At 61.4% G+C, this 22,764-nt stretch carries 22 protein-coding genes; 8 read left to right on the top strand and 14 right to left on the bottom strand.

Annotation, left to right across the window (positions count from 1 at the left end; genetic code table 11):
- Positions 1–107: 107 nt before the first annotated feature.
- Positions 108–1,631, bottom strand: coding sequence for a fumarate hydratase (locus tag LVD08_RS09355; protein WP_247267992.1), 1,524 nt, complete (start codon positions 1,629–1,631; stop codon positions 108–110).
- A gap of 521 nt (positions 1,632–2,152) precedes the next feature.
- Between LVD08_RS09355 and LVD08_RS09350 the strand changes: the two genes are divergently transcribed.
- The 3 genes from LVD08_RS09350 (at position 2,153) to LVD08_RS09340 (ending at position 5,117) form a co-directional block, all read left to right on the top strand.
- The gene (locus LVD08_RS09350) at positions 2,153–3,259 is read left to right on the top strand and encodes a GGDEF domain-containing protein (protein WP_027612505.1); all 1,107 of its coding nucleotides are present in this window, start codon (positions 2,153–2,155) and stop codon (positions 3,257–3,259) included.
- Positions 3,252–4,187, top strand: a complete 936-nt coding sequence (locus LVD08_RS09345; RefSeq protein ID WP_247267991.1) for an iron-sulfur-binding ferredoxin reductase — start codon at positions 3,252–3,254, stop codon at positions 4,185–4,187. The genes LVD08_RS09350 and LVD08_RS09345 overlap by 8 nt, the downstream gene beginning before the upstream one ends.
- Positions 4,188–4,367: 180 nt before the next feature.
- Entirely contained in the window at positions 4,368–5,117 is a 750-nt protein-coding gene (locus LVD08_RS09340; protein WP_247267990.1) for an enoyl-CoA hydratase-related protein, read from the top strand.
- Between the two features lie 179 nt (positions 5,118–5,296).
- On the opposite strand, the gene pyk is transcribed toward LVD08_RS09340, so the two are convergent.
- Positions 5,297–6,748: a pyruvate kinase gene (gene pyk, locus LVD08_RS09335; protein WP_003227610.1), complete on the bottom strand. Its 1,452-nt coding sequence runs from the start codon at positions 6,746–6,748 to the stop codon at positions 5,297–5,299.
- 174 nt (positions 6,749–6,922) lie between these two features.
- Between pyk and LVD08_RS09330 the strand changes: the two genes are divergently transcribed.
- Both LVD08_RS09330 and LVD08_RS09325 read left to right on the top strand, forming a co-directional pair.
- A complete protein-coding gene (locus LVD08_RS09330; protein WP_007965893.1) occupies positions 6,923–7,309 on the top strand; it encodes a tetratricopeptide repeat protein in 387 nt (128 codons plus the stop codon).
- 230 nt (positions 7,310–7,539) lie between these two features.
- Positions 7,540–7,899 (top strand): PilZ domain-containing protein, encoded by a 360-nt coding sequence (locus tag LVD08_RS09325; RefSeq protein ID WP_247268128.1) that lies wholly within the window; start codon positions 7,540–7,542, stop codon positions 7,897–7,899.
- 95 nt (positions 7,900–7,994) lie between these two features.
- On the opposite strand, the gene LVD08_RS09320 is transcribed toward LVD08_RS09325, so the two are convergent.
- The 8 genes from LVD08_RS09320 to LVD08_RS09285 all read right to left on the bottom strand — a co-directional run bounded on the left by LVD08_RS09320 (position 7,995) and on the right by LVD08_RS09285 (position 16,015).
- Positions 7,995–8,366 (bottom strand): DUF6124 family protein, encoded by a 372-nt coding sequence (locus LVD08_RS09320; protein WP_247267989.1) that lies wholly within the window; start codon positions 8,364–8,366, stop codon positions 7,995–7,997.
- Positions 8,367–8,852: 486 nt separating this feature from the next.
- Complete coding sequence (locus LVD08_RS09315; protein WP_007965898.1) at positions 8,853–9,068, bottom strand: hypothetical protein; 216 nt, start codon at positions 9,066–9,068, stop codon at positions 8,853–8,855.
- A gap of 227 nt (positions 9,069–9,295) precedes the next feature.
- Entirely contained in the window at positions 9,296–10,627 is a 1,332-nt protein-coding gene (locus LVD08_RS09310; RefSeq protein ID WP_247267988.1) for a DUF58 domain-containing protein, read from the bottom strand.
- A complete protein-coding gene (locus LVD08_RS09305) occupies positions 10,624–11,625 on the bottom strand; it encodes an AAA family ATPase (RefSeq protein WP_115989026.1) in 1,002 nt (333 codons plus the stop codon). Before LVD08_RS09305 ends, LVD08_RS09310 begins: the two co-directional genes overlap by 4 nt.
- On the bottom strand, positions 11,622–12,785 hold the full coding sequence (locus LVD08_RS09300; RefSeq protein ID WP_247267987.1) for a DUF4350 domain-containing protein: 1,164 nt from the start codon (positions 12,783–12,785) through the stop codon (positions 11,622–11,624). Before LVD08_RS09300 ends, LVD08_RS09305 begins: the two co-directional genes overlap by 4 nt.
- A complete protein-coding gene (locus LVD08_RS09295; RefSeq protein ID WP_247267986.1) occupies positions 12,782–14,329 on the bottom strand; it encodes a DUF4129 domain-containing protein in 1,548 nt (515 codons plus the stop codon). The genes LVD08_RS09300 and LVD08_RS09295 overlap by 4 nt, the downstream gene beginning before the upstream one ends.
- The gene (locus LVD08_RS09290) at positions 14,316–15,293 is read right to left on the bottom strand and encodes a stage II sporulation protein M (RefSeq protein ID WP_247267985.1); all 978 of its coding nucleotides are present in this window, start codon (positions 15,291–15,293) and stop codon (positions 14,316–14,318) included. The genes LVD08_RS09295 and LVD08_RS09290 overlap by 14 nt, the downstream gene beginning before the upstream one ends.
- The gene (locus LVD08_RS09285; RefSeq protein WP_247267984.1) at positions 15,290–16,015 is read right to left on the bottom strand and encodes an RDD family protein; all 726 of its coding nucleotides are present in this window, start codon (positions 16,013–16,015) and stop codon (positions 15,290–15,292) included. The genes LVD08_RS09290 and LVD08_RS09285 overlap by 4 nt, the downstream gene beginning before the upstream one ends.
- A gap of 181 nt (positions 16,016–16,196) precedes the next feature.
- On the opposite strand from LVD08_RS09285, the gene sbcB reads away from it, so the two are divergent.
- On the top strand, positions 16,197–17,627 hold the full coding sequence (sbcB, locus tag LVD08_RS09280; protein ID WP_247267983.1) for an exodeoxyribonuclease I: 1,431 nt from the start codon (positions 16,197–16,199) through the stop codon (positions 17,625–17,627).
- A gap of 103 nt (positions 17,628–17,730) precedes the next feature.
- Here sbcB and mvaT read toward each other — a convergent pair whose 3' ends face one another.
- Positions 17,731–18,108: a histone-like nucleoid-structuring protein MvaT gene (gene mvaT, locus LVD08_RS09275; RefSeq protein ID WP_003227581.1), complete on the bottom strand. Its 378-nt coding sequence runs from the start codon at positions 18,106–18,108 to the stop codon at positions 17,731–17,733.
- A 338-nt stretch (positions 18,109–18,446) separates the two neighbouring features.
- On the opposite strand from mvaT, the gene purU reads away from it, so the two are divergent.
- Entirely contained in the window at positions 18,447–19,295 is an 849-nt protein-coding gene (purU, locus tag LVD08_RS09270; protein WP_003227580.1) for a formyltetrahydrofolate deformylase, read from the top strand.
- 88 nt (positions 19,296–19,383) lie between these two features.
- A complete protein-coding gene (locus LVD08_RS09265) occupies positions 19,384–19,560 on the top strand; it encodes a hypothetical protein (RefSeq protein WP_167797083.1) in 177 nt (58 codons plus the stop codon).
- On the opposite strand, the gene LVD08_RS09260 is transcribed toward LVD08_RS09265, so the two are convergent.
- Genes LVD08_RS09260 through LVD08_RS09250 form a run of 3 tightly spaced genes read right to left on the bottom strand, consistent with a single transcriptional unit; the run spans position 19,523 to position 22,399 of the window.
- Positions 19,523–20,542: a lysylphosphatidylglycerol synthase transmembrane domain-containing protein gene (locus tag LVD08_RS09260; RefSeq protein WP_096795101.1), complete on the bottom strand. Its 1,020-nt coding sequence runs from the start codon at positions 20,540–20,542 to the stop codon at positions 19,523–19,525. The genes LVD08_RS09265 and LVD08_RS09260 overlap by 38 nt on opposite strands.
- Positions 20,539–21,315: a DUF2334 domain-containing protein gene (locus tag LVD08_RS09255; RefSeq protein ID WP_247267982.1), complete on the bottom strand. Its 777-nt coding sequence runs from the start codon at positions 21,313–21,315 to the stop codon at positions 20,539–20,541. Before LVD08_RS09255 ends, LVD08_RS09260 begins: the two co-directional genes overlap by 4 nt.
- The gene (locus LVD08_RS09250; RefSeq protein ID WP_247268127.1) at positions 21,308–22,399 is read right to left on the bottom strand and encodes a glycosyltransferase family 4 protein; all 1,092 of its coding nucleotides are present in this window, start codon (positions 22,397–22,399) and stop codon (positions 21,308–21,310) included. Before LVD08_RS09250 ends, LVD08_RS09255 begins: the two co-directional genes overlap by 8 nt.
- Positions 22,400–22,764 lie beyond the last annotated feature (365 nt).

The raw sequence follows: 22,764 nt of genomic DNA, 5'->3' as shown, positions 1-22,764 counted from the left end.
AGACCGCCCGGGCCCGCCAAAGCCAGGGTTGTGTCTCTTCCTCCCAGCAAAAAAAGAGGCGGGCCCGGGTTTGGGGGGGCCTCCCTTTTTTTCCAGCTGCGAAACGCTTACTGCACTTCTACCGCCAGGCTTTCGGCGATCTTCTGTTGCCAGATCGCCGGGCCGGTGATGTGTACCGACTCACCGTTGCTGTCCACCGCGACGGTGACCGGCATGTCCTTGACCTCGAACTCGTAGATCGCTTCCATGCCCAGCTCGGCGAAGGCCAGCACCTTGGACTTCTTGATGGCCTGGGCCACCAGATAAGCGGCGCCGCCCACGGCCATCAGGTACACGGCCTTGTTGTCCTTGATCGCTTCGATCGCGGTCGGGCCACGCTCGGATTTGCCGATCATGCCCAGCAGGCCGGTCTGCTCAAGGATCTGACGGGTGAACTTGTCCATCCGCGTCGCGGTGGTCGGGCCAGCCGGGCCAACCACTTCGTCACCGACCGGATCAACCGGGCCGACGTAGTAGATGAAGCGGCCTTTCAGATCCACCGGCAGGGTTTCACCCTTGTTCAGCATCTCGACCATGCGCTTGTGCGCCGCGTCGCGACCGGTGAGCATCTTGCCGTTGAGCAGGACGGTTTCGCCCGGCTTCCAGCTCTGCACTTCTTCCGGGGTCAGGGTGTCGAGGTTGACGCGACGGGCCGACGGGCCGGCTTCCCAGACGATTTCCGGGTAGGCATCCAGCGATGGCGCTTCCAGCGAGGCCGGGCCAGAACCGTCGAGCACGAAGTGCGCGTGACGGGTGGCGGCGCAGTTCGGGATCATGCACACCGGCAGCGAGGCGGCGTGGGTCGGGTAGTCCATGATCTTCACGTCGAGCACGGTGGTCAGGCCACCGAGGCCCTGGGCGCCGATGCCCAGTTGGTTGACCTTCTCGAACAGCTCCAGACGGATCTCTTCGATGCGGTTCTGCGGGCCACGGGCTTTCAGTTCGTGGATGTCGATGGATTCCATCAACACTTCCTTGGCCATCACTGCGGCTTTCTCGGCGGTGCCGCCGATACCGATGCCCAGCATGCCCGGTGGGCACCAGCCGGCGCCCATGGTCGGAACGGTCTTGAGCACCCAGTCAACGATCGAGTCGGACGGATTGAGCATGGCCATTTTCGACTTGTTCTCGGAACCGCCGCCCTTGGCCGCCACGTCCACTTCCACGGTGTTGCCCGGGACGATGGAGTAGTGGATGACCGCCGGGGTGTTGTCCTTGGTGTTTTTCCGAGCGCCCGCCGGGTCGGCGAGGATCGAGGCACGCAGGACGTTTTCCGGCAGGTTGTAGGCGCGGCGCACGCCCTCGTTGATCATGTCGTCCAGGCTCATGGTCGCGTCATCCCAGCGCACGTCCATGCCCACACGCACGAACACGGTGACAATGCCGGTGTCCTGGCAGATCGGCCGGTGGCCGGTGGCGCACATGCGCGAGTTGATCAGGATCTGCGCGATCGAGTCACGGGCCGCTGGCGATTCTTCGCGCAGGTAGGCTTCGTGCATCGCCTGGATGAAGTCCACGGGGTGGTAGTAGGAAATGAATTGCAGGGCGTCGGCAACGCTCTGAATCAGGTCATCTTGCTTGATCACGGTCATGAGTCGCGCTCCTCTAAAAGACGGGAACATTCAATAAGGTGCTTGCAGCTTGGGTGCATCGGTCGGTCGCAAGCACCTTTCAAGGCACGCCGGGGCTGCTGGCGCGACGCTAAAAAGGCGCGGCAGTATACCGCGCCTCTTCGGGGCATACACGCGTCGGCAGTCATTCGTTGGTCGCATGGTTGGGCGAATATCGAACATCGGGTTTGCACTTCAATACCCACCCCCCTCACCCCAGCTCTCTCGCCCAAGGGGGCGAGGGGGGAAGGGAGCCGATTTGTGGCGAATTCAAACCTGAGTTCGGCATGATGTATCAGGTCGGCGTATCTCAAATAAACAATGCGGTCAGTTCCCTATCTCTCGGGGAGAGGGCTAGGGTGAGAGGCTTTTGAGGCCACACTTTTGACGTCAATTTTCGAGCCCGAAAATCGGTGGTCATTTATCGACCGCCCCTCTAAAGTGGCATCCGGTCTGTAGAGTAGGACACTCGGTCAGCCTCCTATCGCACGGTGAGTCAACGATTGACCCATAACGCCATTCAACGTCTTTTGCTCAAGCGCTTTGCCCTCGCCGCAGCCACCTATGGATTGGCTTTGCTGCTGCTGTGGCTGGCGTTTTTCACCGGGCATTACCCGCAATCATTGAACAGCGTGGCCATCGGCAGCGCGCTGGTGGTCATCTGCCAGGCCACGTTGTTTACGCTGTTCTGGTCCGGGCGCAACCAGCGCTTTGCCGACCCCAGCCTGACCGAAGCGCAAGTGCTGCTCGGGCTCGGCTGGCAGACCTGGCTGATCGCTCATCTGGACGAAGCACGCGGCGCGTTTCTGGTGTTCTACGTGCTGATCCTGCTGTTCGGCCTGTTTCATTTAACCCGGCGCGCGTTCATTCGTTGCGCGCTGCTGGTGTTCTTCAGTTTCTGTGCGATCACCCTCTGGGACGGCTACCACTTCCGTCTGCCGGATCCGGCCCTGGCGGCGTTGCAGGTGTGCATTCTGGCGATGGTCCTGGCCTGGCTGGTGATTTATGCACGCTTCGTCCAGGTTTCACGGCAGCGCATGCGCCAGCGCCGGTTTGCCTTGCAGGCGCATCAGGACACCCTGCGCGGGATGATGCGCCAACTCGAAGATCTGGTGGCCACCGATGAACTGACAGGACTGTTCAATCGCCGGCATTTTCTGCGTCTGGCCTCACGGGAGCTGGCGGAGATGGAACCGGGCGTGGTGCATGGTCTGGCGCTGATCGACCTCGACCACTTCAAACGTATCAACGACCTGCACGGCCATGCCGCGGGCGATCAGGTGTTGCAGGCGTTCGCCGGCGTGGCAGGTGCCTGCCTGCGTGACGGCGACGTGCTGGCGCGTTACGGTGGCGAGGAATTCGTGGTGTTGCTGCCCGACTGCGATGCCGAACGCCTGACGGCCTGTTGTGAACGTCTGCGCATCGCCTTCACCGACGTCGAACTGGTGGGCCTGAATGTGCGCAGCCTGAGTCTGTCGGCAGGCATGACCTTGCTGGAACTGGGCGATGATCTCGACGATGCCTTGCAGCGTGCCGATCAGGCGCTGTACCGGGCCAAGCGCGACGGGCGCAATCGTTGTGCAGCGGCATGGGAGAATGTGGATGCCTGAACTTCGCGTCGGTGACCGGCAATGGCCGGTGGCGGCGGGCAGCAATTTGCTCGACGCGCTGAATCAGCACGGCGTCGCGGTGCCTTACAGCTGCCGCGCCGGCAGTTGCCATGCCTGTCTGGTGCAGTGCGTGAGGGGCTTGCCCGCCGACAGTCGCCCGGATGCCTTGAGCGCCGAACAGCGCCAGCAAGGCTGGCGGCTGGCTTGTCAGTGTCAGGTCACGGAAGATTTGCAGGTACACACCTTCGACCCCGTCACCGACGGGCGCCCGGCGGTGGTCGAGGCGCTGGACTGGCTCAGCGATAACGTCCTGCGTTTGCGCCTGACCCCGCAGCGACCGCTGCGCTACAGCGCCGGGCAACATCTGGTGCTGTGGATCAACCACATCGCCAGACCCTATTCGCTGGCGAGCCTGCCGCAAGAAGACCGCTTTCTCGAGTTCCACCTCGACTGTCGCCAGCCCGGCGAATTCAGCGATGCGGCGCGGCGCCTGCAGATCGGCGACCCGATCCGCCTCGGCGAACTGCGCGGCGGCGCGTTGCATTACGACCCGGACTGGCACTCGCGCCCGCTGTGGCTGCTGGCGGCCGGCACCGGGCTGGCCCCGTTGTTCGGCGTGCTGCGCGAAGCTTTGCGCCAGGATCATCAAGGCGCCATCCGCGTCATTCACCAGGCCCATGACGCGCGCGAGCACTATCTGGCCAAACCCCTGGCGGCGCTTGCCGCGCAGCGCGAAAACCTCAGCATCGAGCTGTGGACGGCGGCCGAGTCAGCCGCCGCTTTGGCGCAACTGCGCCTTGTTTCCCGGCAAACCCTGGCCTTAGTCTGCGGCTCGACTGCCAGCGTCGATGCGTTTGCCAAGCGTCTGTACCTGGCCGGACTGCCGCGCAATCAACTGCTGGCCGATGTGTTTCTGTCCCGCAGTTAAGCGCTGAATCTCGTGTGAAGGTGAACTCCTGTGGCGAGGGGATATATCCCCGATGGGCTGCGCAGCGGCCCCGGGATTTTGTGAGTGCTGCGCACTCAATCGGGGATAAATCCCCTCACCACAGAAGTTTTGCCTCACCAAAAGAACTTTGTCAGCCCTTTTAAATGTTGAGTAACGCTGATGACCGAAGCCATCCTGCTCGAACGCGAACGCGGTTTGCTCACCCTGCGCCTCAATCGCCCGGACAAGAAAAACGCCCTGACCCGCGCGATGTACAGCCACCTCGCCGAGGCCTTGAGGCTGGCCGACAACGATCCTGACATCAACGCCGTGCTGATCACCGGTAGCGCCGATTGCTTCACCGCCGGCAACGACATCGCCGACTTCATCCAGCAACCGCCGAGCGACCTCGACAGCCCGGTGTTCCACTTCATGCTCAACCTGCTCGAATGCCGCAAACCGGTGATCGCCGCTGTGGCCGGCGCAGCGGTGGGCATCGGCACCACGTTGCTGCTGCACTGCGATCTGGTTTACGTCGCCCGCGATGCTCGCTTGCGCATGCCGTTCGTCAATCTCGGTTTGTGTCCGGAGTTCGGCTCCAGCCTGATCCTGCCGCGTTTGCTTGGCCAAGCCAAAGCGGCGGAGTTGTTGTTGCTCGGCGAAGGTTTTACCGGTGAACAGGCGGCGCAGTGGGGCATTGCCAGCGAGGCGTTGGGCAGCGGCGAAGCGGCACTGAACAAGGCGCGGGAGATGGCGTTGCGTTTCGACGAACTGCCGCCGGAGGCGGTGCGTATCAGCAAACAACTGATGAAAGCGCCGGACCGCGAACTGATCCGTCAGGTGATCGAGGAGGAGGGCGCATTGTTCACCCAGCGGTTGCGCTCGCCGGAGGCGTTGACGGCGTTGACCGGGTTTATCAAACGGCATTGAGTCTTCGGGTGGCTGTACTGCCCTCATCGCGAGCAGGCTCACTCCTACAGGGGAACGCACTTCAAATGTAGGAGTGAGCCTGCTCGCGATAGCATTGGATCAGCCAACACATCTTCAGGATCAGAATACAAAAAGCCCCGGCACTCACATGCCGGGGCTTTGTTTTTTCAGCGAATCACTCAGACCTGCGGGTCACCCACGTGCAGGATCTTCATGCCGTTGGTGCCACCGGTGGTGTGGTAGCTGTCGCCCTTGGTCAGGATGACCCAGTCGCCTTTTTCCACAACGCCGCGCTTGACCAGCTCGTCGATCGCTTTCTGGCTGACTTCGTTCGGGGCCAGCGAAGCCGGGTCGAACGGAACGGTGTACACGCCACGGAACATCGCCGCGCGGGCCTGGGCTTCGCGGTGCGGAGTGAACGCGTAGATCGGCACCGAAGAACGGATACGCGACATGATCAGCGGGGTGTAGCCACTCTCGGTCAGAGCGATGATCGCTTTCACGCCCGGGAAGTGGTTGGCGGTGTACATGGTCGCCAGGGCGATGCTTTCGTCGCAGCGCTCGAATTCCTTGCCGATACGGTGGCTGGACGTCTTGCTGGTCGGGTGCTTTTCAGCGCCGACGCAGATGCGCGCCATCGCCTGAACGGCTTCCAGCGGGTACAGGCCGGCAGCTGATTCGGCCGAGAGCATCACGGCGTCGGTGTAGTCGAGCACGGCGTTGGCCACGTCGGACACTTCGGCGCGGGTCGGCATTGGGTTCTGGATCATCGACTCCATCATCTGGGTCGCAACGATCACCGCTTTGTTGTGGCGGCGTGCGTGCAGAATGATCTTCTTCTGAATGCCCACCAGCTCGGCGTCGCCGATTTCCACACCGAGGTCGCCACGGGCAACCATCACTGCGTCGGAAGCCTTGATCAAACCGTCGAGGGTTTCGTCGTCGGCCACGGCTTCGGCGCGTTCGATCTTCGCCACCAGCCAGGCAGTGCCGCCGGCTTCGTCGCGCAGTTGACGGGCGTAGTTCATGTCAGCCGCGTCACGCGGGAAGGACACGGCGAGGTAGTCGACTTCCATTTCGGCGGCGAGCTTGATGTCGGCCTTGTCTTTTTCAGTCAGGGCCGGCGCGGTCAGGCCGCCACCGCGACGGTTGATGCCTTTGTGGTCGGACAGCGGGCCGCCGATGGTCACCACGCAGTGCAGCTCGGTAGCGGTGGCGGTTTCGACGCGCATCACCACGCGGCCGTCGTCGAGCAGCAGCTCGTCGCCCACGCCGCAGTCTTTCACCAGATCCGGGTAGTCGATGCCGACCACTTGCTGGTTGCCTTCGGTCAGCGGATGGCTGGTGGAGAAGGTGAACTTGTCACCGATCTTCAGCTCGATGCGCTTGTTGGCGAATTTGGCGATACGGATTTTCGGGCCTTGCAGGTCACCCAGCAGGGCGACGAAACGGCCGTGCTTGGCGGCGAGGTCACGCACCAGCTTCGCGCGAGCCTTGTGCTCGTCGGGGGTGCCGTGGGAGAAGTTCAGACGGGCGACGTCCAGACCAGCCAGAATCAGCTGTTCGAGAACTTCCGGCGAGTTACTGGCCGGGCCAAGGGTAGCGACGATTTTGGTACGACGGACGGACATGCAAAGACTCCTGAGTTCAAGCGCTAGCAGAGGCTACTATGCTCTTGGGGTGTAGTCATTGTTCGTTTGCACTACTTATTGTTTTCTTTATTGAACGTGGCAACTTTGGGACAAACGCGCCTGAAGATTTACGACCAGGGGTCGATACAGAGCTCAAGACAGGAGAACCTCCCCATGCGATTGTTGCCCATTGCCGCCCTTGCCCTCAGCGTCCTCGCCGTCACGGGCTGCACCCGTTGGTCGATGAACCATCATTTGAACAACGCCTACAGCGCCTACGACCGGGGCAATTGCGAGCAGGTGATGCTCGAACTGTCCAAGGTCGAACGCGCCAGCCGGGCCCGTCCGTATGTGTGGCCGGAAGTGTCGATGATGCGCGGCCAGTGCCTGGAACGGCAAAAAATGTACATCGACGCGGCGCAGACCTACCAGTTCATCATCGCCTCGTACCCCAACAGCGAATACGCCTTCCGCGCGCGCGCCCGCCTGGAAACCCTGCAGAGCCTGGGACATTACCCGACTCGCAGTGCGGCGGCGGTGCCGAGTGCGCAACGCTTCTGATGCCGGATGTCATACAAACGCTGGCTGACTGTACAGGTTGAGCTATAGTCCAGTGATCCGGTTTAGAGTCTGGCCTCTAAACATGGGGCAACACCTGCGACTGGTCGATGTTGAGGCGATGGCGTATTGGCGACCATGCCACCGGAAGCGGGGAGAGCGTGTCTGTGACACAGGCGTGTTCCGAAGCAAAGGTGCGGCTCTGTGATGGAGCCTTGCGTGGCGTACCTCGCATGTTTACCGACCGACGAATCGAACGGCACCAGTTGCCGTACTTCCTCAGGGTGTTCAACAGCGTCACCGACAAACCCATCGGTTTTCTGGGCAATGTGTCCGAAGACGGGCTGATGCTCATCAGCCAGTTACCGATGATGACCGGTGTCGATTTCAGTCTGCGTCTCAAAATTCCGCTCGGCGATGGCTGCCAGCAGGTCATCGACCTGACGGCGTGCTGCCTGTGGTGCCATGAAGACGCGACCCCGATGCACTACGACGCCGGCTTCAGCCTGCAACGCCCGCCGCCGGAATATGCGCAACTGGTGCAAGCGTTGAAGCAGTACTTCAGTTTTCAGCCCCTGCCGGCGCCCCCCTGAACCACCAAAACCAAAAGCCCCCCCCCGCGGGCGCCCCCTCCGGGGGAAATGCATTTCCCCGGCAGGACCTCCCGCAGGCGGCGATCTTTTGATCTTCAAGCCTTCAAGGCAATCGCCCGCTCACTGTCCAGTGTCTTCTCCGCCAGCAACAAACCCATCTCGCTCAACTGATAGATCGCCATCGCCAGATGCCGTGGTTTGTCTTCCAGGCTGTCCGCCAGATCCAGCAGCAGAATGCTCACCGACGAAAAGGTTTCGTAGGTCTGGATGGCGATGGCTTCGGGGTTGAGGTCGGGGGCGACAACGAACATCTGCATGCCGCGATCCACGGAATTGCGTGAGGGCGATTTTGGTTTGAGGTAGTGGTCGAGGGCGCGTTCTGCGGCTTCCTGAAACCTCTCTGTATCAGGGGGGAGACAGCTGGAAGTCGTGTCAGATTCTGGAGTATTTGATGTTGCACTGTTCATGGCTTTATATCCTTTTTGCTTGGCTTCCAGTTCGGGTGAACGAGAACGGAAACTGCTATGAAGAGGTTATTCGGCCGGGGGGAGGTGAGCTGTTCGGCTCACCTAGAGACGTCCTGCTAACAGCTAAAATGTTACTAGCCTGACTGAAGCTACTGCCTCGACATTGCCCCGGACAATTAATTTCGACCGCTGATTCAGCGGCCAAGATCAAGTTACGGAGCCTCACCAATGCGTACAAGACAGAGCATTCTGGTGTGTTCGTAGGCAAAGGCGCCACGTCGTGTAGCCTAAATTCCTAGGTTTGGGGAAAGACTTCATTCGGATGACGGATATGTGTACCCGTACGCATCAATCTGTTTCATTTCGATATGAGACGGGGGGATTTTAGGTGGGGTGTTGGAAGGTTTTTGAATCGTCAAATCGCTTCGATAATCACCCTGTGGATAACACCAAAGCGGTCGACAAAATTCATTGAGTTTTTGAGGCCTAGTCCGTTTCCTTTGCTCTGAGTTTCGCCAAGCCCTGCTTGATATAGCCGGCATTTTCTCCAATGACAAAAAGCGCAGAGCGGACGTTTTCTCCGATCTCGGTAAACCCCCTCTCTTCGACCTGGAGTGTTAGCTCCATTAGGGCTGCCTCCAGCCCAAGCTGATTCTGATAAATCCTTTCCAACACATCAGATAATGAATATTTAGTGGGCATTTTTCGACTCCGTTCGAGAGGCTTCGAGCATGGCTGCATGGGAAAATTTAGCGGGCAATCCGATAGCGCGGGATGGGCCGCTTCAAGGAGCGAACTGGCACTCCTTTAAATAAGTGGAGTGAGATACCGATCAATGGAAAAGCCCTTTTAGCAGCGGTATTTCTTATTAAGAAATCTACACCCGCTTGCCAATTTGAAACACCCCGCCGGCGTGAAATCTACAATGTCTATAGGGCTCCAGCTTTCTTCCAGCTTAAGTAAATTGACACTAGTTCAGTGTTTAGCTTACTGGTAGGGACATCCAGCACAGGTGTGCCATGAGCCATCAGGCGCTCATTCAGTTCGGCCCTAGCGTTTAGGTAATCCACTGCGCCGCAATAGGCCAATGCTTCAGGAAGGGTTTGTACCGAGTCTTGGCGCATTTGGTCGAGCGTTTCTTCGCGCAGGCTGACCACTAACACTTGATGCTGGCGGCTCAGGTGTTGGACTGCGTTGGTCAGTTCGCCATGGTCCTCATCCTGCAGGTTGGTCATAAGGATGACCAGTGCCCGTCGTTTCTGACGTGTTAGTAGTTGCCGAATGGCTGCCTGATAGTCCGCCGGACGTTGGCTACTCGCCAGATCGTAGACCGTGTTGAGCAGGACGTTGAGTTGCCCGCTGCCTTTTACCGGAGCTAGATATCGCGGTTGATCGTCTGCAAATGTACTCAATCCCACCGCATCGCCCTGGCGCAGCGCCACATGACTGAGCAGCAGACACGCATTCAGCGCATGGTCGAAATGCGACAGCTCGCCATCCTGGCTGCGCATTTGCCGCCCGCAATCGAGCATGAACATGATCTGTTGATCACGCTCGTCTTCATACTCGCGGGCAATCGGCGTGCGCTGACGGGCGGTGGCTTTCCAGTCGATCTGGCGCAGGCTGTCGCCCTCGCGAAATTCGCGCAACTGATGAAACTCCTGACCCTGCCCACGACGCTGGCGCTGGCGCACACCGAGCTGACTGAGCCAGTTGTCCACCGCCAGCAACTGCCCACCGTAGAGCTTTGCGAAGTCCGGGTAGACGCGGATCTCGCCGCTCACGGCGAGCAGGCGTTTGCCTGTCCACAGACCGAACGGGCTGGGCAGGTTGATTTCGCAATGCTCGAAGCTGAAGTGCCCGCGCTTGAGCGGGCGCAGGCGATAGCCGATCGCGCTGAATTGCCCGGGTTGCAGTTCAATCGCCAGCGGCAGGTTTTCGAAGCTCAGGCCCTGTGGCACGTGGTCGAAAATCTCCACCGCGACCGGCTCGATGAAGTCATGGCTGAGCTGCAGCCGCACCTCGCTCCAACGGCCGAGTGCCAGGCTGCCGGGCATCTGCCGCTGGATGCGCGGCGAGGGCAGGTTGTTCAGGCGCAGCGCATCGATGATCGCCAGCACCAGCAGGGCCAGGAGCAAGCCCCAGTTGATCGACAACAGCGTGGCGGGCACGTCGATGTCGAGAGCCTGCAGCGTGCCCAGCAGCGTGCCGACGGTCAGCAGAATCGCGAGCCAGATCAGCAGCAGGCGTGACGGTTTCACAGGCGCGGCGCCGGCACTTGGTCGAGCAATTGTTGCAGCACCTGATCGACCTGCAGACCTTCGATGTCCAGCTCCGGCGCCACTCGCACCCGATGGCGCAGCACCGAGAGCGCGCAACCCTTGATGTCATCGGGAATCACGAACTCGCCGCCGCGCAGCAACGCACGGGCGCGGGCGCAGCGCACCAGCGCAATCGAGGCACGCGGCCCGGCGCCGAGGGTCAGGCCGGGCCAGGAGCGGGTGCTGCGCGCCAGCCGCACGGCGTAATCGAGCACCTGGTCGTCGATCGGCAGGTCGCTGGCGATGCGTTGCAGGGCTTGCACGTCCTTGGCTTGCAGGACCGTGCGCAGCGGCTGCACATCAAGCATATCGGCGCGGGTCGAGCGGCTGACCTGACGCACCATGCTCAACTCCTGCTCGGCCTCCGGGTAATCCATGCGCACCTTGAGCATGAAGCGGTCGAGTTCGGCCTCCGGCAGTGGATAAGTGCCTTCCTGCTCGATCGGATTCTGGGTGGCGAGCACCATGAACGGCTGGGCGATCGGCAGCGCCCGACCTTCGAGGGTGACCTGGCGCTCCTGCATTGCTTCGAGTAGCGCCGCTTGGGTTTTTGCCGGTGCGCGGTTGATCTCGTCGGCCAGCAGCAGGTTGGTGAACAGCGGCCCCTTGCGCAGCTTGAACTGCTCGGTGTGCAGGTCGTACACCGCGTGGCCGGTGACGTCGCTGGGCATCAGGTCCGGGGTGAACTGGATGCGCGCGAACTCGCCGCCGAAGCAGCGCGCCAGCGCCCGCACCAGCAAGGTCTTGCCCAGCCCCGGAACGCCCTCAAGCAGCACGTGACCGCCGGCGATCAGCGCGGTCAGCACATCGTCGATCACGCTGTTCTGGCCGATCAGGGCCTTCTGCAATTCTCCGCGCAGCGCTTGCGCCAACTGGCTGGCACGCTGGCGTTGCTGGGCGGTGTGGCTGGCGCTACCGGGCTCGATCTGTTCACTCATAGCGTGTTCCTCAAGGTTTGCAGGTGGGCCACCTGGCGACTGAAATCGGCGCTGCTCATGCGCTGTTTCGGCACCGGGCTGAGGGCCTGACTGATGGCGCGGGTCGGCTGGCGGGTCAGGCGCGACAGCACCAGCCATTGCTCGGCCACGTTCAATTGGTCGAAGCCGGGATAGCGGCGGCGGGCGCGGCGCAGCACGTCCTGTTGCAGGGCTTGCAACAGCGTGTGCTGACCGTTGTGGCGCAGGATGAAATCGGCACTGGCGCGCAGGTGTTCCTGCAACTGCCGGCGGCCACTCGGGGTGGGTGCCTGCAGTGGTCCATGGCGCATAGCAACGTGCCACAGGCCGAGGCCGATCAGTGCCAGCAGGGCGACGATGGCTTGCGGGAAGTAACGCCAGAGCAAGGTCAGCAGACCATCGTGTGCGGTGTTGAAAATCAGCGTGACGTCGGTGTCGGCGCTCAGGTACCAGAGCAGCCAGGCGTTGTCGTGCTTGCTGATGGCCGGGGTTTTCCACAGTTCGGCATCGGTGACCACGGTGATCGAGCCGAGGCCGTACGGCAGTTGCATCATGTGCGTGGCCTTGGCGCTGTTGGCCCAGGCCTGGGCGAGATTCTTCGGGTCGTCCAGATGGAACGCGGTGTCGAAACCGGCGTAGGCGGGAGCGTCCTCATCTTCCAGATAGAGTTTGGTCAGGTTCGGGTACGGATCATCGGCCAGCTCCGCCGGCGGCTCCTTGAGGTCCTTGCTCAGGGACTGGTGCAACTGCACCCGATCCAGCAACAGATCATCGCTTTGTCTGGCCTGCTTGTCCCACAGCGCTTCGGCCACGAACACCAGGCGCCCACCGGCGCGGGCCCAGTTCAACACCTGATCGACCTGCCGCGGGGTCATGCGCGAACGTTCGCCGAACAACAGCAGGGTGTGCCGACGCGGATCGATGTCGGGCAGCACCGCCAGCGTTTCGGCGTGGCTGACGTTGAGGCCGCGCTCGCGCAAAAACATTTCTGCCGCCAGATAAGGATTGGCCTGCGCCTGGGGCGAGGGGCCGTGATCGATCACTTCCTGATAGGGTCGGGCCTTGAGGTACAGATAAACGCTCAACGCCGCGAGCAGGGCGACGATCAGCCCGCCGAGCAGCCACGCGTTGCGCCGGTTCAAGCGCGCGCTCCCGAGCCGAACAGGGCACGCCAGCCGTCACACAGTTCCTGTTGCAGATGTGCCGCCGGTACGCGGTGCCCATAGGCCATGTTCTGCCAGTGCTGTGTCAGGGTGCGACTGAACGCCAGCAGTTCAGGGCGCTGCAATTGCTCGACCCGCAGCAGCACCTGATGCTCGGTGTCGGCAGGTTTCAAGGTCAGGGCAAAATCGTGCAGCAGACGGCTGAGCAAGCCGCGATAGAGCAGGCCCAGCGCCGCGCGCGGCTGGGTCTGCCAGAGTTGTTCGGCGCTGGCGGCGATGTCGTCAGGCAGGGTTTGCGGGCTCAGGTCCAGGCCAAATGCTTGTTGCGGCGCAGGTGGACTGAAGCGGGCGCGCAACTTCGCCCGGCGACTGACGAAGGTGCGCAGGAACTCGCGATAGCGCCAGATCAGCCAGCCCACAGCGGCGATCAATGCTCCCCACAACAACACTTCAATCAGGCCGGCCAGCGCATTGAAGCGCTGACTGTCCAGCCAGCCGAGCAGGGTTTTCAGCCATTGCGGCGCCTCGCCGGGTTTGGCTTCGGCCGGGGCTGCCGGATCGTCGCCAAAGCGATAGCGGGTCACGCTTTCCTTGTTCTTGAACGGTGGTTGTTCGAGCAGCGCCTTGATGCTGTCGTGCGCAGCCTGACTGGTCAGCGGTTGGTGCAACAGGCGGGGTGCCTCCGGTGCGCTGGCGGGATCGGCTGCAGCCCATACGGGTGGCACCGCCGGCAGCAAAAGACAGACCGCCAACAGCAAACCCAGAGCGCTGCTGTTCAGGCGTTGGCGCAAACGACGGAATACCAGCTCGATGTCCCACGCTTCCAGTGCCGTGCGCCGGTTCAGATACAGGCTGAAACCGCAGGCGACATAAATCGGTTCCCAGACCACCAGCACCAGCGCGTAGAAGGCGTTGGTCAGGTGCTCCAGCCAACGCCAGTGGTGATCGGCGTCGAGGATCAGCGATTGCCAGTCCCAGTCGGTTTCGATCTGCTGTGGCAGCAGCATATAGAACAGCACCATCAGGCCGATCCACAGTGCGGTCTCCAGATGCATGCCGATGATCGTCAGCCATTGCGCGGCGCCGGCATTGCGTTGCAGCAACACTTGCAAGCGTTGCTGGCGAGCGGTGCCGTCGAGGCCTTCGAGTTGCACCACCGGCAGCAGGAAGCTGCGACTCAGGCTCAGCCGGCGCCAGGTCAGGCTGGCCAGCCATTGTGGTTTGAGCAGTCGAGGAAATTCGCGCAGGGCCTGTTTCAGTGTCGGTGTTTCGCCGAACAGGGCTTTGGACAGGATGTACAGCGGCAGGCGTTCGTACGCCGGTTTCAGCCACCAGAAAATGAATACCGCCAGCGACGGCGAATCCCATAGCAACAACGTCAGCACCGCGAACAGCGGCAGGGTGACGATGGCCCAACTGGTCATCAGCAGGCGTCGATGCTGCTGGCTCATGAGCACGCCCAGGTCCATGGCTTCCCAGGTGCTGCGCGGACGGATCGCCACGGTGGCATCACTCAGGCGCATGGCGTGTCCTTCCGGCGAACAGCAGATAGGCCGCTACTGCGAGCCACAATGCGGCACCGACCGCATATTTGATCGGCGGTGTGACCCCGGTCTTCGACGACCAATACGCTTCGATGAACGCTGCGATCAGCAGGAACAGCATGACCCCGCACACCAGCAGCACGCTTTTGCGCGCCGCCTGCACCAGCGCTTCACCACGGGTCAGCCGCCCCGGTGCAATCACTGCCCAGCCGAGCTTTAGCCCCGCCGCGCCCGCCAGGGCAATGGCGCTCAGCTCGAAGGCGCCGTGGCCGATCACGAACGACCAGAATGTCTGGCCAAAACCGATTTCGGTCAGGTGCCCGGCCACCGCGCCGATGATCAAGCCGTTATAGAACAGGAAGAACGCGCTACCGACGCCCATCAGCAAACCGCTGGCGAAAGTCTGAAAGGCGATGCCAATGTTGTGCATCACGTAATAGCCGAACATCACCCAGTCTTCGCTGGCCGCCCGTTCGGCCGAGCGCCCGAGGTGCCCGGCCACCGGGTCGTACATGCTCTGCATGTCGCGCACCTGTTCGGCGGGGATCAGGTTGTAGATCAGTTCGGGAAAGGCATACACCAGCAAGGCAAAGCCGATCAGGCTGCCGAAAAACACCAGACCAGCGGCCAGCACAAACGGCCATTCGGCACGCACCAGTCGAGGAAAGTCAGCGAGGATGAAACCCAGCAGGTTGGCGCCGAATCGACTGCGGTGCCGATACAGCTGCTGGTGGCCGCGCAACACCAGTTGTTGCAGCGAGTCGATCAGAAAACTGCTGTAGCCACGCGCCTGTGCCAGCGCCAGATGCTGGCAGAGGCGTCGATAATCCTTGGGGAAACTGGCTGCCTGCGAAGTGTCCTTGCCATGTTCGAGGCGTTCGAGGGCCAGGGTGAAGCGCTCCCATTCGGCCTTGTGACGAGCTTCGAAAAGACTCTGCTTCATGCCGGACCCAACAAGCCGCGGGCGATGCCATTGAGTTCGCTGACCGCTTTGGGCGCCGAGATGTGCAGCGGTTGGGCGAGCAGCGCGGCCAGCTCATTGACCCGCGCCGGCGACAGTTCAGCCTGACGTTCGGCGAAGGCGAGCAAGGCGCGTTGTTCGCCGAGGTTGAGCGGCACGGGCGAGCTGCGTGGCTGGGCGTCAGGTAATTGCGGGCGGAGCAGGGCGCGTTCGCTGTAGACCACCAGCGTGCCGGCTGCGATGTCGCCCAGGCGCTTGAAGGTCGGGTGTTGCAGGCAACTGATGGCGCCGAGGAAATAACCGAACGGCAGCAGATCGACAAAACGCAGCAGGTTGCGCAGCAGCGAGGCCGACCAGCCGATCGGTGTGCCGTCATCGTGGATCACCCGCAGGCCCATCCATTGCTTGCCCGGCGAGCAGCCCTGATGCAGCACTTCGAACAGCACCATGTACCACCAGCTGACGGCAAACAGCAGCAGCGAACCCAGGCCCATGCCGAGCTGGCCGAGAAACGCCAGCAGCAGAAACAGCACGCCGAGGATGGCCCCGCGAATGCCCAGGTCGATGCCGAAAGCGAGGCTGCGCACCATCAGACCGGCCGGGCGCAACGGCAGGTCGATGCCCTCCGGGGTTTCCACTTGATAGCGGGTATCGAGTGGCGGGTTCAGCGGTGCTTTCCGTGGCAGTGCTGTGTTCTCGAGCATGGGCTACCTGATGGGGCCGGATCGGGATGCGAAGTCCGTCCGATGCTAGCAGCCTCTTGGGGGAAAACGACATAACTATGTATTGCACCGCGTGTGGCGCACGCTGGTTGAATGACACAGCGCTGGCCGCGACCCCGGTTCAACGCCTAGACTTTGCCGATCTTCAGTTCAGGAACCGCCCGTGACTTCAATCTTCTGGTACGACTACGAGACCACCGGCATCAATCCGCGCAACGACCGTCCGCTGCAGGTCGCCGGGATTCGCACCGACCACGACCTCAATGAAATCGACGAACCGGTTAACCTCTACTGCCAGCCCAGCGAAGACATCCTGCCGCACCCGGCGGCGTGCGCCATTACCGGTATCACCCCGAGCTGTCTCGCCGAACAGGGTTTGAGCGAAGCCGACTTCATGACCCGCGTACACGCGCAACTGGCGGCGCCCGGCACTTGCGGTGCGGGTTACAACACCTTGCGTTTCGACGACGAGATGACCCGCTACAGCCTGTACCGCAACTTCTTCGACCCGTATGCCCGCGAGTGGCAGGGCGGCAACAGTCGCTGGGACCTGATCGATGTGGTGCGCGCCGCGTATGCGTTGCGCCCGGATGGCCTGGTCTGGCCGACCGACGACGAAGGCAAGGTCACCCTCAAGCTCGAACGCCTGACAGCGGCCAACCACATCGACCATGGGCATGCGCACGAAGCGCTCTCGGACGTGCGCGCCACCATTGCGCTGGCGCGGTTGATCCGCGAGAAACAGCCGAAGTTGTATGACTGGCTGTTTCAATTGCGCAGCAAACAGAAGGTCATGGATCAGATTCGCCTGCTGCAACCGCTGGTGCATATCTCCGGACGCTTCTCGGCGGCGCGGCACTATGTCGGTGTGGTGCTGCCATTGGCTTGGCATCCGCGTAATCGCAATGCGCTGATCGTCTGTGACCTGCACCTTGATCCGCAAGGCTTGCTGGACCTGGACGCCGAAACCCTGCGCCGGCGCCTGTACACCCGCCGCGACGACCTCGCCGAGGGTGAACTGCCGGTGCCGCTGAAACTGATTCACATCAATCGCTGCCCGGTGGTGGCGCCGTTGTCGGTGTTGCGTGCCGACGATCAGCAGCGTCTGGGCCTGGACATGGCGCTGTATCAGGCACGTGCACTGCGGCTAAGTGACGCACAACAAGTTTGGAAAGATAAAGTCGCAGCGATTTACGCCAGCGAAGACTTCACGCCCAGCGAAGATCCGGAACAGCAGTTGTACGATGGATTTATCGGTGATCGTGATCGGCGTCTATGCGAGCAAGTGAGAACGGCGGATCCGGCGCAATTAGCGCAAGAGCACTGGCCGTTCGATGATGAACGTCTGCCGGAATTACTCTTTCGATATCGCGCACGCAACTTTCCCGACACGTTGAATTTCGAGGAGCAAGAACGCTGGAGAATATTCTGTCAGCAGCGTTTGTCCGAGCCGCAAATGGGCGCGCCTAATACCCTGCAATCTTTTGCCGAGGCCGTGCAGCAATGGGCGCTTAGTGCTACGCCGATACAGAATCAAGTGCTCAATGAGTGGCAGAATTATGTCCAGGCATTGCGCAAACGTTTGAATCTTTGAAATCGAACATAGTGTGCCCATGAAATGCCGGGCATAAAAAAACGCCAGCGTATGCTGGCGTTTTTCATGGGCCGCAAAATCAGTCTGCGACAGGCGTTGCGGCTTAGCCCAGCAGGGTAGCCCAGCCTTCAACCACGTCACCGCCCCACTTGGCTTTCCACTCTTTCAGAGTCTTGTGGTTGCCACCTTTGGTTTCGATGACTTCGCCGTTATGCGGGTTTTTGTATTGTTTAACTTTGCGCGCGCGCTTGGTGCCGGTAGTTTTTACTGCGGCGCCACGGGTGCCTTTGGTTTTCGATTCCGGATCCAGCAGGGCGATGATGTCGCGCAGGGACTTGGAGTATTCGCCCATCAGGGTGCGCAGTTTGCCTTCGAATTCCAGCTCGGCTTGCAGTTTGTCGTCTTGCGACAGGTTCTTCAAACGCGCTTGCAGCTCTTTGATTGCTTCTTCGGTGGCGCGATATTCGTTGATCAAGGACATGGTAACTACCTTATGCAGATGTGTTGAATGGCAGGGGACAGTGCCGCAATAATAGTCAGGCTGTTTCATCAAGTAAACATTTAACCGGTTTTTTTATTTGAATTAGTTGCAAGGAATAACCGGTAAATTGAATGGTCATTTAAATAATGTGATGCAGTCATCACGAATATTCACAATTATCTGGCCGAACAGCTTCACTGCAGGACTATCGTTTCGCCGCGCGTGGCGTCAGGCGTCGCGAATCGGGCCTGCCTGCGGACATGTGGTCATCAATACTGCAGTTTCCGCGCACAGTCGCTAGAATGGCCGCCTTTGCGAAGTTCTGGAGTTTTCCCCCCATGCGCACCTTTCGGTTGGTGATTTCCTGCCCTGACCGCGTTGGCATCGTTGCCAAAGTCAGTAACTTTCTGGCATCCCACAACGGCTGGATCACCGAAGCGAGCCACCACTCGGATAATCAGAACGGCTGGTTCTTCATGCGTCACGAGATCCGCGCCGATTCGCTGCCGTTCGGTATTGAAGTGCTGCGCGAGAAGTTTGCGCCGATCGCCGAAGAGTTCTCGATGGACTGGCGCATCACCGACACCGAGCAGAAGAAACGCGTGGTGCTGATGGCCAGCCGCGAATCCCACTGCCTGGCCGACTTGCTGCACCGCTGGCACAGCGACGAGCTCGATTGCGAAATCTCCTGCGTGATTTCCAACCACAATGACCTGCGCAGCATGGTCGAGTGGCACGGCATCCCTTATTACCATGTCCCGGTCAATCCGCAGGACAAGGAGCCGGCGTTCGCCGAAGTCTCGCGTCTGGTCAAACAGCACGATGCCGAAGTGGTGGTGCTGGCGCGCTACATGCAGATCCTGCCGCCGGCCCTGTGCCGCGAATACGCGCACAAGGTGATCAACATTCACCACAGCTTCCTGCCGTCGTTCGTCGGCGCCAAGCCGTACCATCAGGCGTCGCTGCGCGGCGTGAAGCTGATCGGCGCGACTTGCCACTACGTGACCGAAGAGCTGGACGCCGGTCCGATCATCGAGCAGGACGTGGTGCGTGTCAGCCACAGCGACAGCATCGAAGACATGGTGCGTTTCGGCCGTGACGTCGAGAAGATGGTGTTGGCCCGAGGCTTGCGTTATCACCTCGAAGACCGTGTGCTGGTGCACGGCAACAAGACCGTGGTGTTCTGATCGAACCTGCGCGTACTTGAATAAAGAAGGGCTTGGGCGTTCAATCGTCCCAGGCCCTTTTTTCGTTTCAGCCCTTGAGGAACTGCCCGTGAGCGACCCATTGGACAAAGCCACTTCGAAAGCGCCTGCCACCCTGGGGGAGGGCTGTTTGAGCCGCTACGACCCGGATGACCTGAGCCCGGAGGACGGCACCGAGTTTCCCGGCGCCGCCGAGCTGTGGGAGCAGCTCAAGGAGCAGGCGGACGAACCTGAGAAGCCTGCCTGATCTTCAACAGCTTCTTGAGCAGCGGCCGCCCGAGCATCAATAGAAACACCGGGCCGCCCACCACCAGATAGAAATAGAACGTCACCACCCGCCAGATCAGAATCGCTGCCGCCGCAGTGGATTTGCCGACCATCGGCGCCAGCAGCGCCGCCGAGGTCAGCTCTGCGGCGCCCGCACCACCGGGCAACAGGCTCATTTGACCAGCCCCCAGCGATAGCATCTGCACCAGAAAACTCCAGGCCCACTGCAGATCCGCGCCCAGTCCGCGCAGGGCCAGATACAACACGCTGTAGCGCAGCAGCCAGTGCATGCAGGTCAGGGCGAACACCTTGACCAGGGTTTGCCACGGCAACTTGAGGGTGTCGATAAACGCGTCGAGAAAATGCAGCAGCTTGCGCGCCCAGCGCCGACGCGTGGCCGGTTGCACGTTGAGGCGGGCAAGCAGGCGTCCGCTCAGAAGGATCAGGCGGCGGTGGTAGCGCGCCAGCAGCACGCAACTGAACAGCCCACCGAACAGCGACACGGCGCTGACCATCAGCAACCACTCCAGGCGGTCACTGAGATGCTGAAACAACGCGTAAATCAGGATGCCGCTCAGGGCGCAGAGAAAGAACAATAGATCGCTCAACTGATCCATGGCAAACACTGCGCTGCCACGGGCCGGGCGTACGCCGCAGCGCGCCAGCAACGCCATGATCGTCAGCGGTCCGCCACTGCCGCCGGGAGTGGCGCAGTAGGCGAACTCGGCGGCCATGACCACGCCGAGACTTTTCAGCGGCGTTACCTGATCGCGCTGATCACCCAGCAGCAGGCGCAGACGCAGGGTGTTGATGCCCCAGCAGAGCAGAATCATGCCGAACATGATCAGCAGCCATTGCAGGGGGAAATTTTGCAGGCGCGCACCGATCTCGCCGCCGCCGAGCAACACCGGGATCAGTACAGCAGCGAGCAGGCCGATCAACAACACAATGCCGCGACTCATGCAGCGCGCTCCATTCGCTCGCGTTGCTCGGTGAGCCAGTCGATTTTGGTCATGGGCGTGCGTCCTTCTGCCAGCAGCCGTTCAAGGGTTCGTAGCCAGTAATCACGCGCGAAAGCGTGGCGCATGTCTACCGGGTGCAAGCCTAGACGAATCACCGCGGCGTCGCGCCACTGCTGTTCGCGTTGCTCGCTGACAAGTTTTGACAGACCCCGGCGCCAGGCGCTGCGCGCACTCCACACCAGACCCGGGGCGTTGATGGCGGTGAAATCCGGTAATTGATAAAGATGTTGCGGGTCGCTGGTGTAGCTCAATGGCGTTTCGCGAAGGGCCTGGCGCGTGCCCTCGCTCATCAGCCATGCCGGGGCGACGAAGCCGTGCAACGGCCAGTCATTGCGCCGGAACAGTTCGATGCCGTCGCGCAGTCGCGCCAGGGCGGCTTCGCGGGACAGGCGATAAAACTCCCCTTCGTGGGTGTAGATTCGGCGCATGAACCAGTCGCGGGGTGTGGCTGGCGCTGGCTCGCGGTCGTCATGGTAATAGCCGTGCAAGGCCAGTTCATCGCCACGGGCCAGCCGCTCGCCGAGCATTCGGCAAAACGCGGGATGATCCTCAAGCGCGTCGTGGCCATGGAAATCCGGAACGACCAGCCAGGTCATCGGCACGCCGCCCATTGCGTCGACCGCCTCGACAAATGGCCGATAATCCGCCCACGTCGACGGTGCCACGTCGTGCAGCACCAGCAGCACTGCGCGGTCATTCAAGGAATTAGCCATTGGCCACCCTTGGCAGCGAGTGACCGAGCACCGCGTGGTAATTGCCGAGCAGGCTGTCGACCACGCTGTCCCAGGAATAACGCCGTTCGACGTGTTGCCGCGCCTGTTGGCCGAGTTTCACGCAGCCGCGACTGAACAGCTCGCGCACGGCATTGGCCATGGCTTGCGGGTTGTTCGGCGCACAAAGCAAGCCGCAGTCTTCGGCGACGATTTCTTCAAACGCCCCGGCCGCCACGGCGACTACCGGAATCCCGCAGGCCATGGCTTCGAGGATCACCAGGCCAAAGGTTTCCTGGTCACCGGCATGCAGCAGGGCATCGGCGCTGGCCATCAACCGGGCCACGGTGGCGGCGGGACAGAACCCGTCGATCACGCTGACATTGTCCGGAACCACGGCCGGCATCGACGAGCCAACCAGCAGCAGGTGATAGCGTGGGCCGAGGCGCTGCATGCATTTGAGCAGCACTGGCAGGTTCTTCTCTTTGGAACCGCGCCCGGCAAAGATCAGCAGACGAGTGTCTTCGGCAATTCCCAGTTCGGCGCGCAGGCCGTTGTCGCGGGCGTCAGGGTGAAAGGTTTGCAGATCCACGCCCAATGGCTGCACGAATACATTGCGCACCCCCAAACCGGTGAGCTTGTCGGCCATCACCTGGCTGGGCGCCAGCACTCGATCGAAGTTGCCATAGAGCTTGGTGACGTACGCCTCGACGTTCGGCGTGACCCAATGGCCCATGCGATTGCCGACCAGTAGCGGCAGGTCCGAGTGATAAAAGCCGATCACCGGTACATCCAGCTGGCGCCGTGCATCCAGCGCCGCCCACGCGGTGAGGTACGGGTCGCCGACTTCGATCAGATCTGGCTGCAAACTCTGCAGGACATTGCGCCATGGCGCGAGGCGCAGCGGGAAGCGATAGCCTTTGCCGAAGGGCAGGGCGGGTGCGGGCACGGTATAGATACCGTCGTTTTCACCGAAATGCGCGCCGGGAATCAGCAGGCTATGACGAATGCCCGTTTTGCCCCCCAACCGGCGATGCTTGGCATCCAGATAGGTGCGTACGCCGCCGCTGGCCGGGGCGTAGAACATGGTGATGTCGGCGATATGCACAGTGATCAACCCTCCGCTGCGTTGCACTCCCTTGGTTGACCTTTATCCAGAATAGATGTTCGGTCGGGATTGCGCGGTGGGAGTGTCAGGGAGGTGTTTGGTGTTTGACAGGACGCCTTCGCGAGCAAGCCCGCTCCCACGGGATCTGCGAACGACACAGATCCAATGTGGGAGCACAGGGGGGGATGTCGGCGATCTGCGCGGTGGGAGTGTCAGGGAGGTGTTTGGTGTTTGACAGGACGCCTTCGCGAGCAAGGCCGCTCCCCCCGGGGCGCTGGGTTCCCCCAGGTTCCCACTGGGGGCGGGGGTGGCGGCGGAGGGGGCCGAGGGCGGGCCGTTGAAAC

The organism is Pseudomonas sp. YL2 (genome assembly GCF_023063025.1).
Lineage (GTDB): Bacteria > Pseudomonadota > Gammaproteobacteria > Pseudomonadales > Pseudomonadaceae > Aquipseudomonas > Aquipseudomonas putida_A.
Note: the sequence above shows the minus strand (reverse complement) of the source record. Positions and strands in the feature narration are given on the sequence as shown.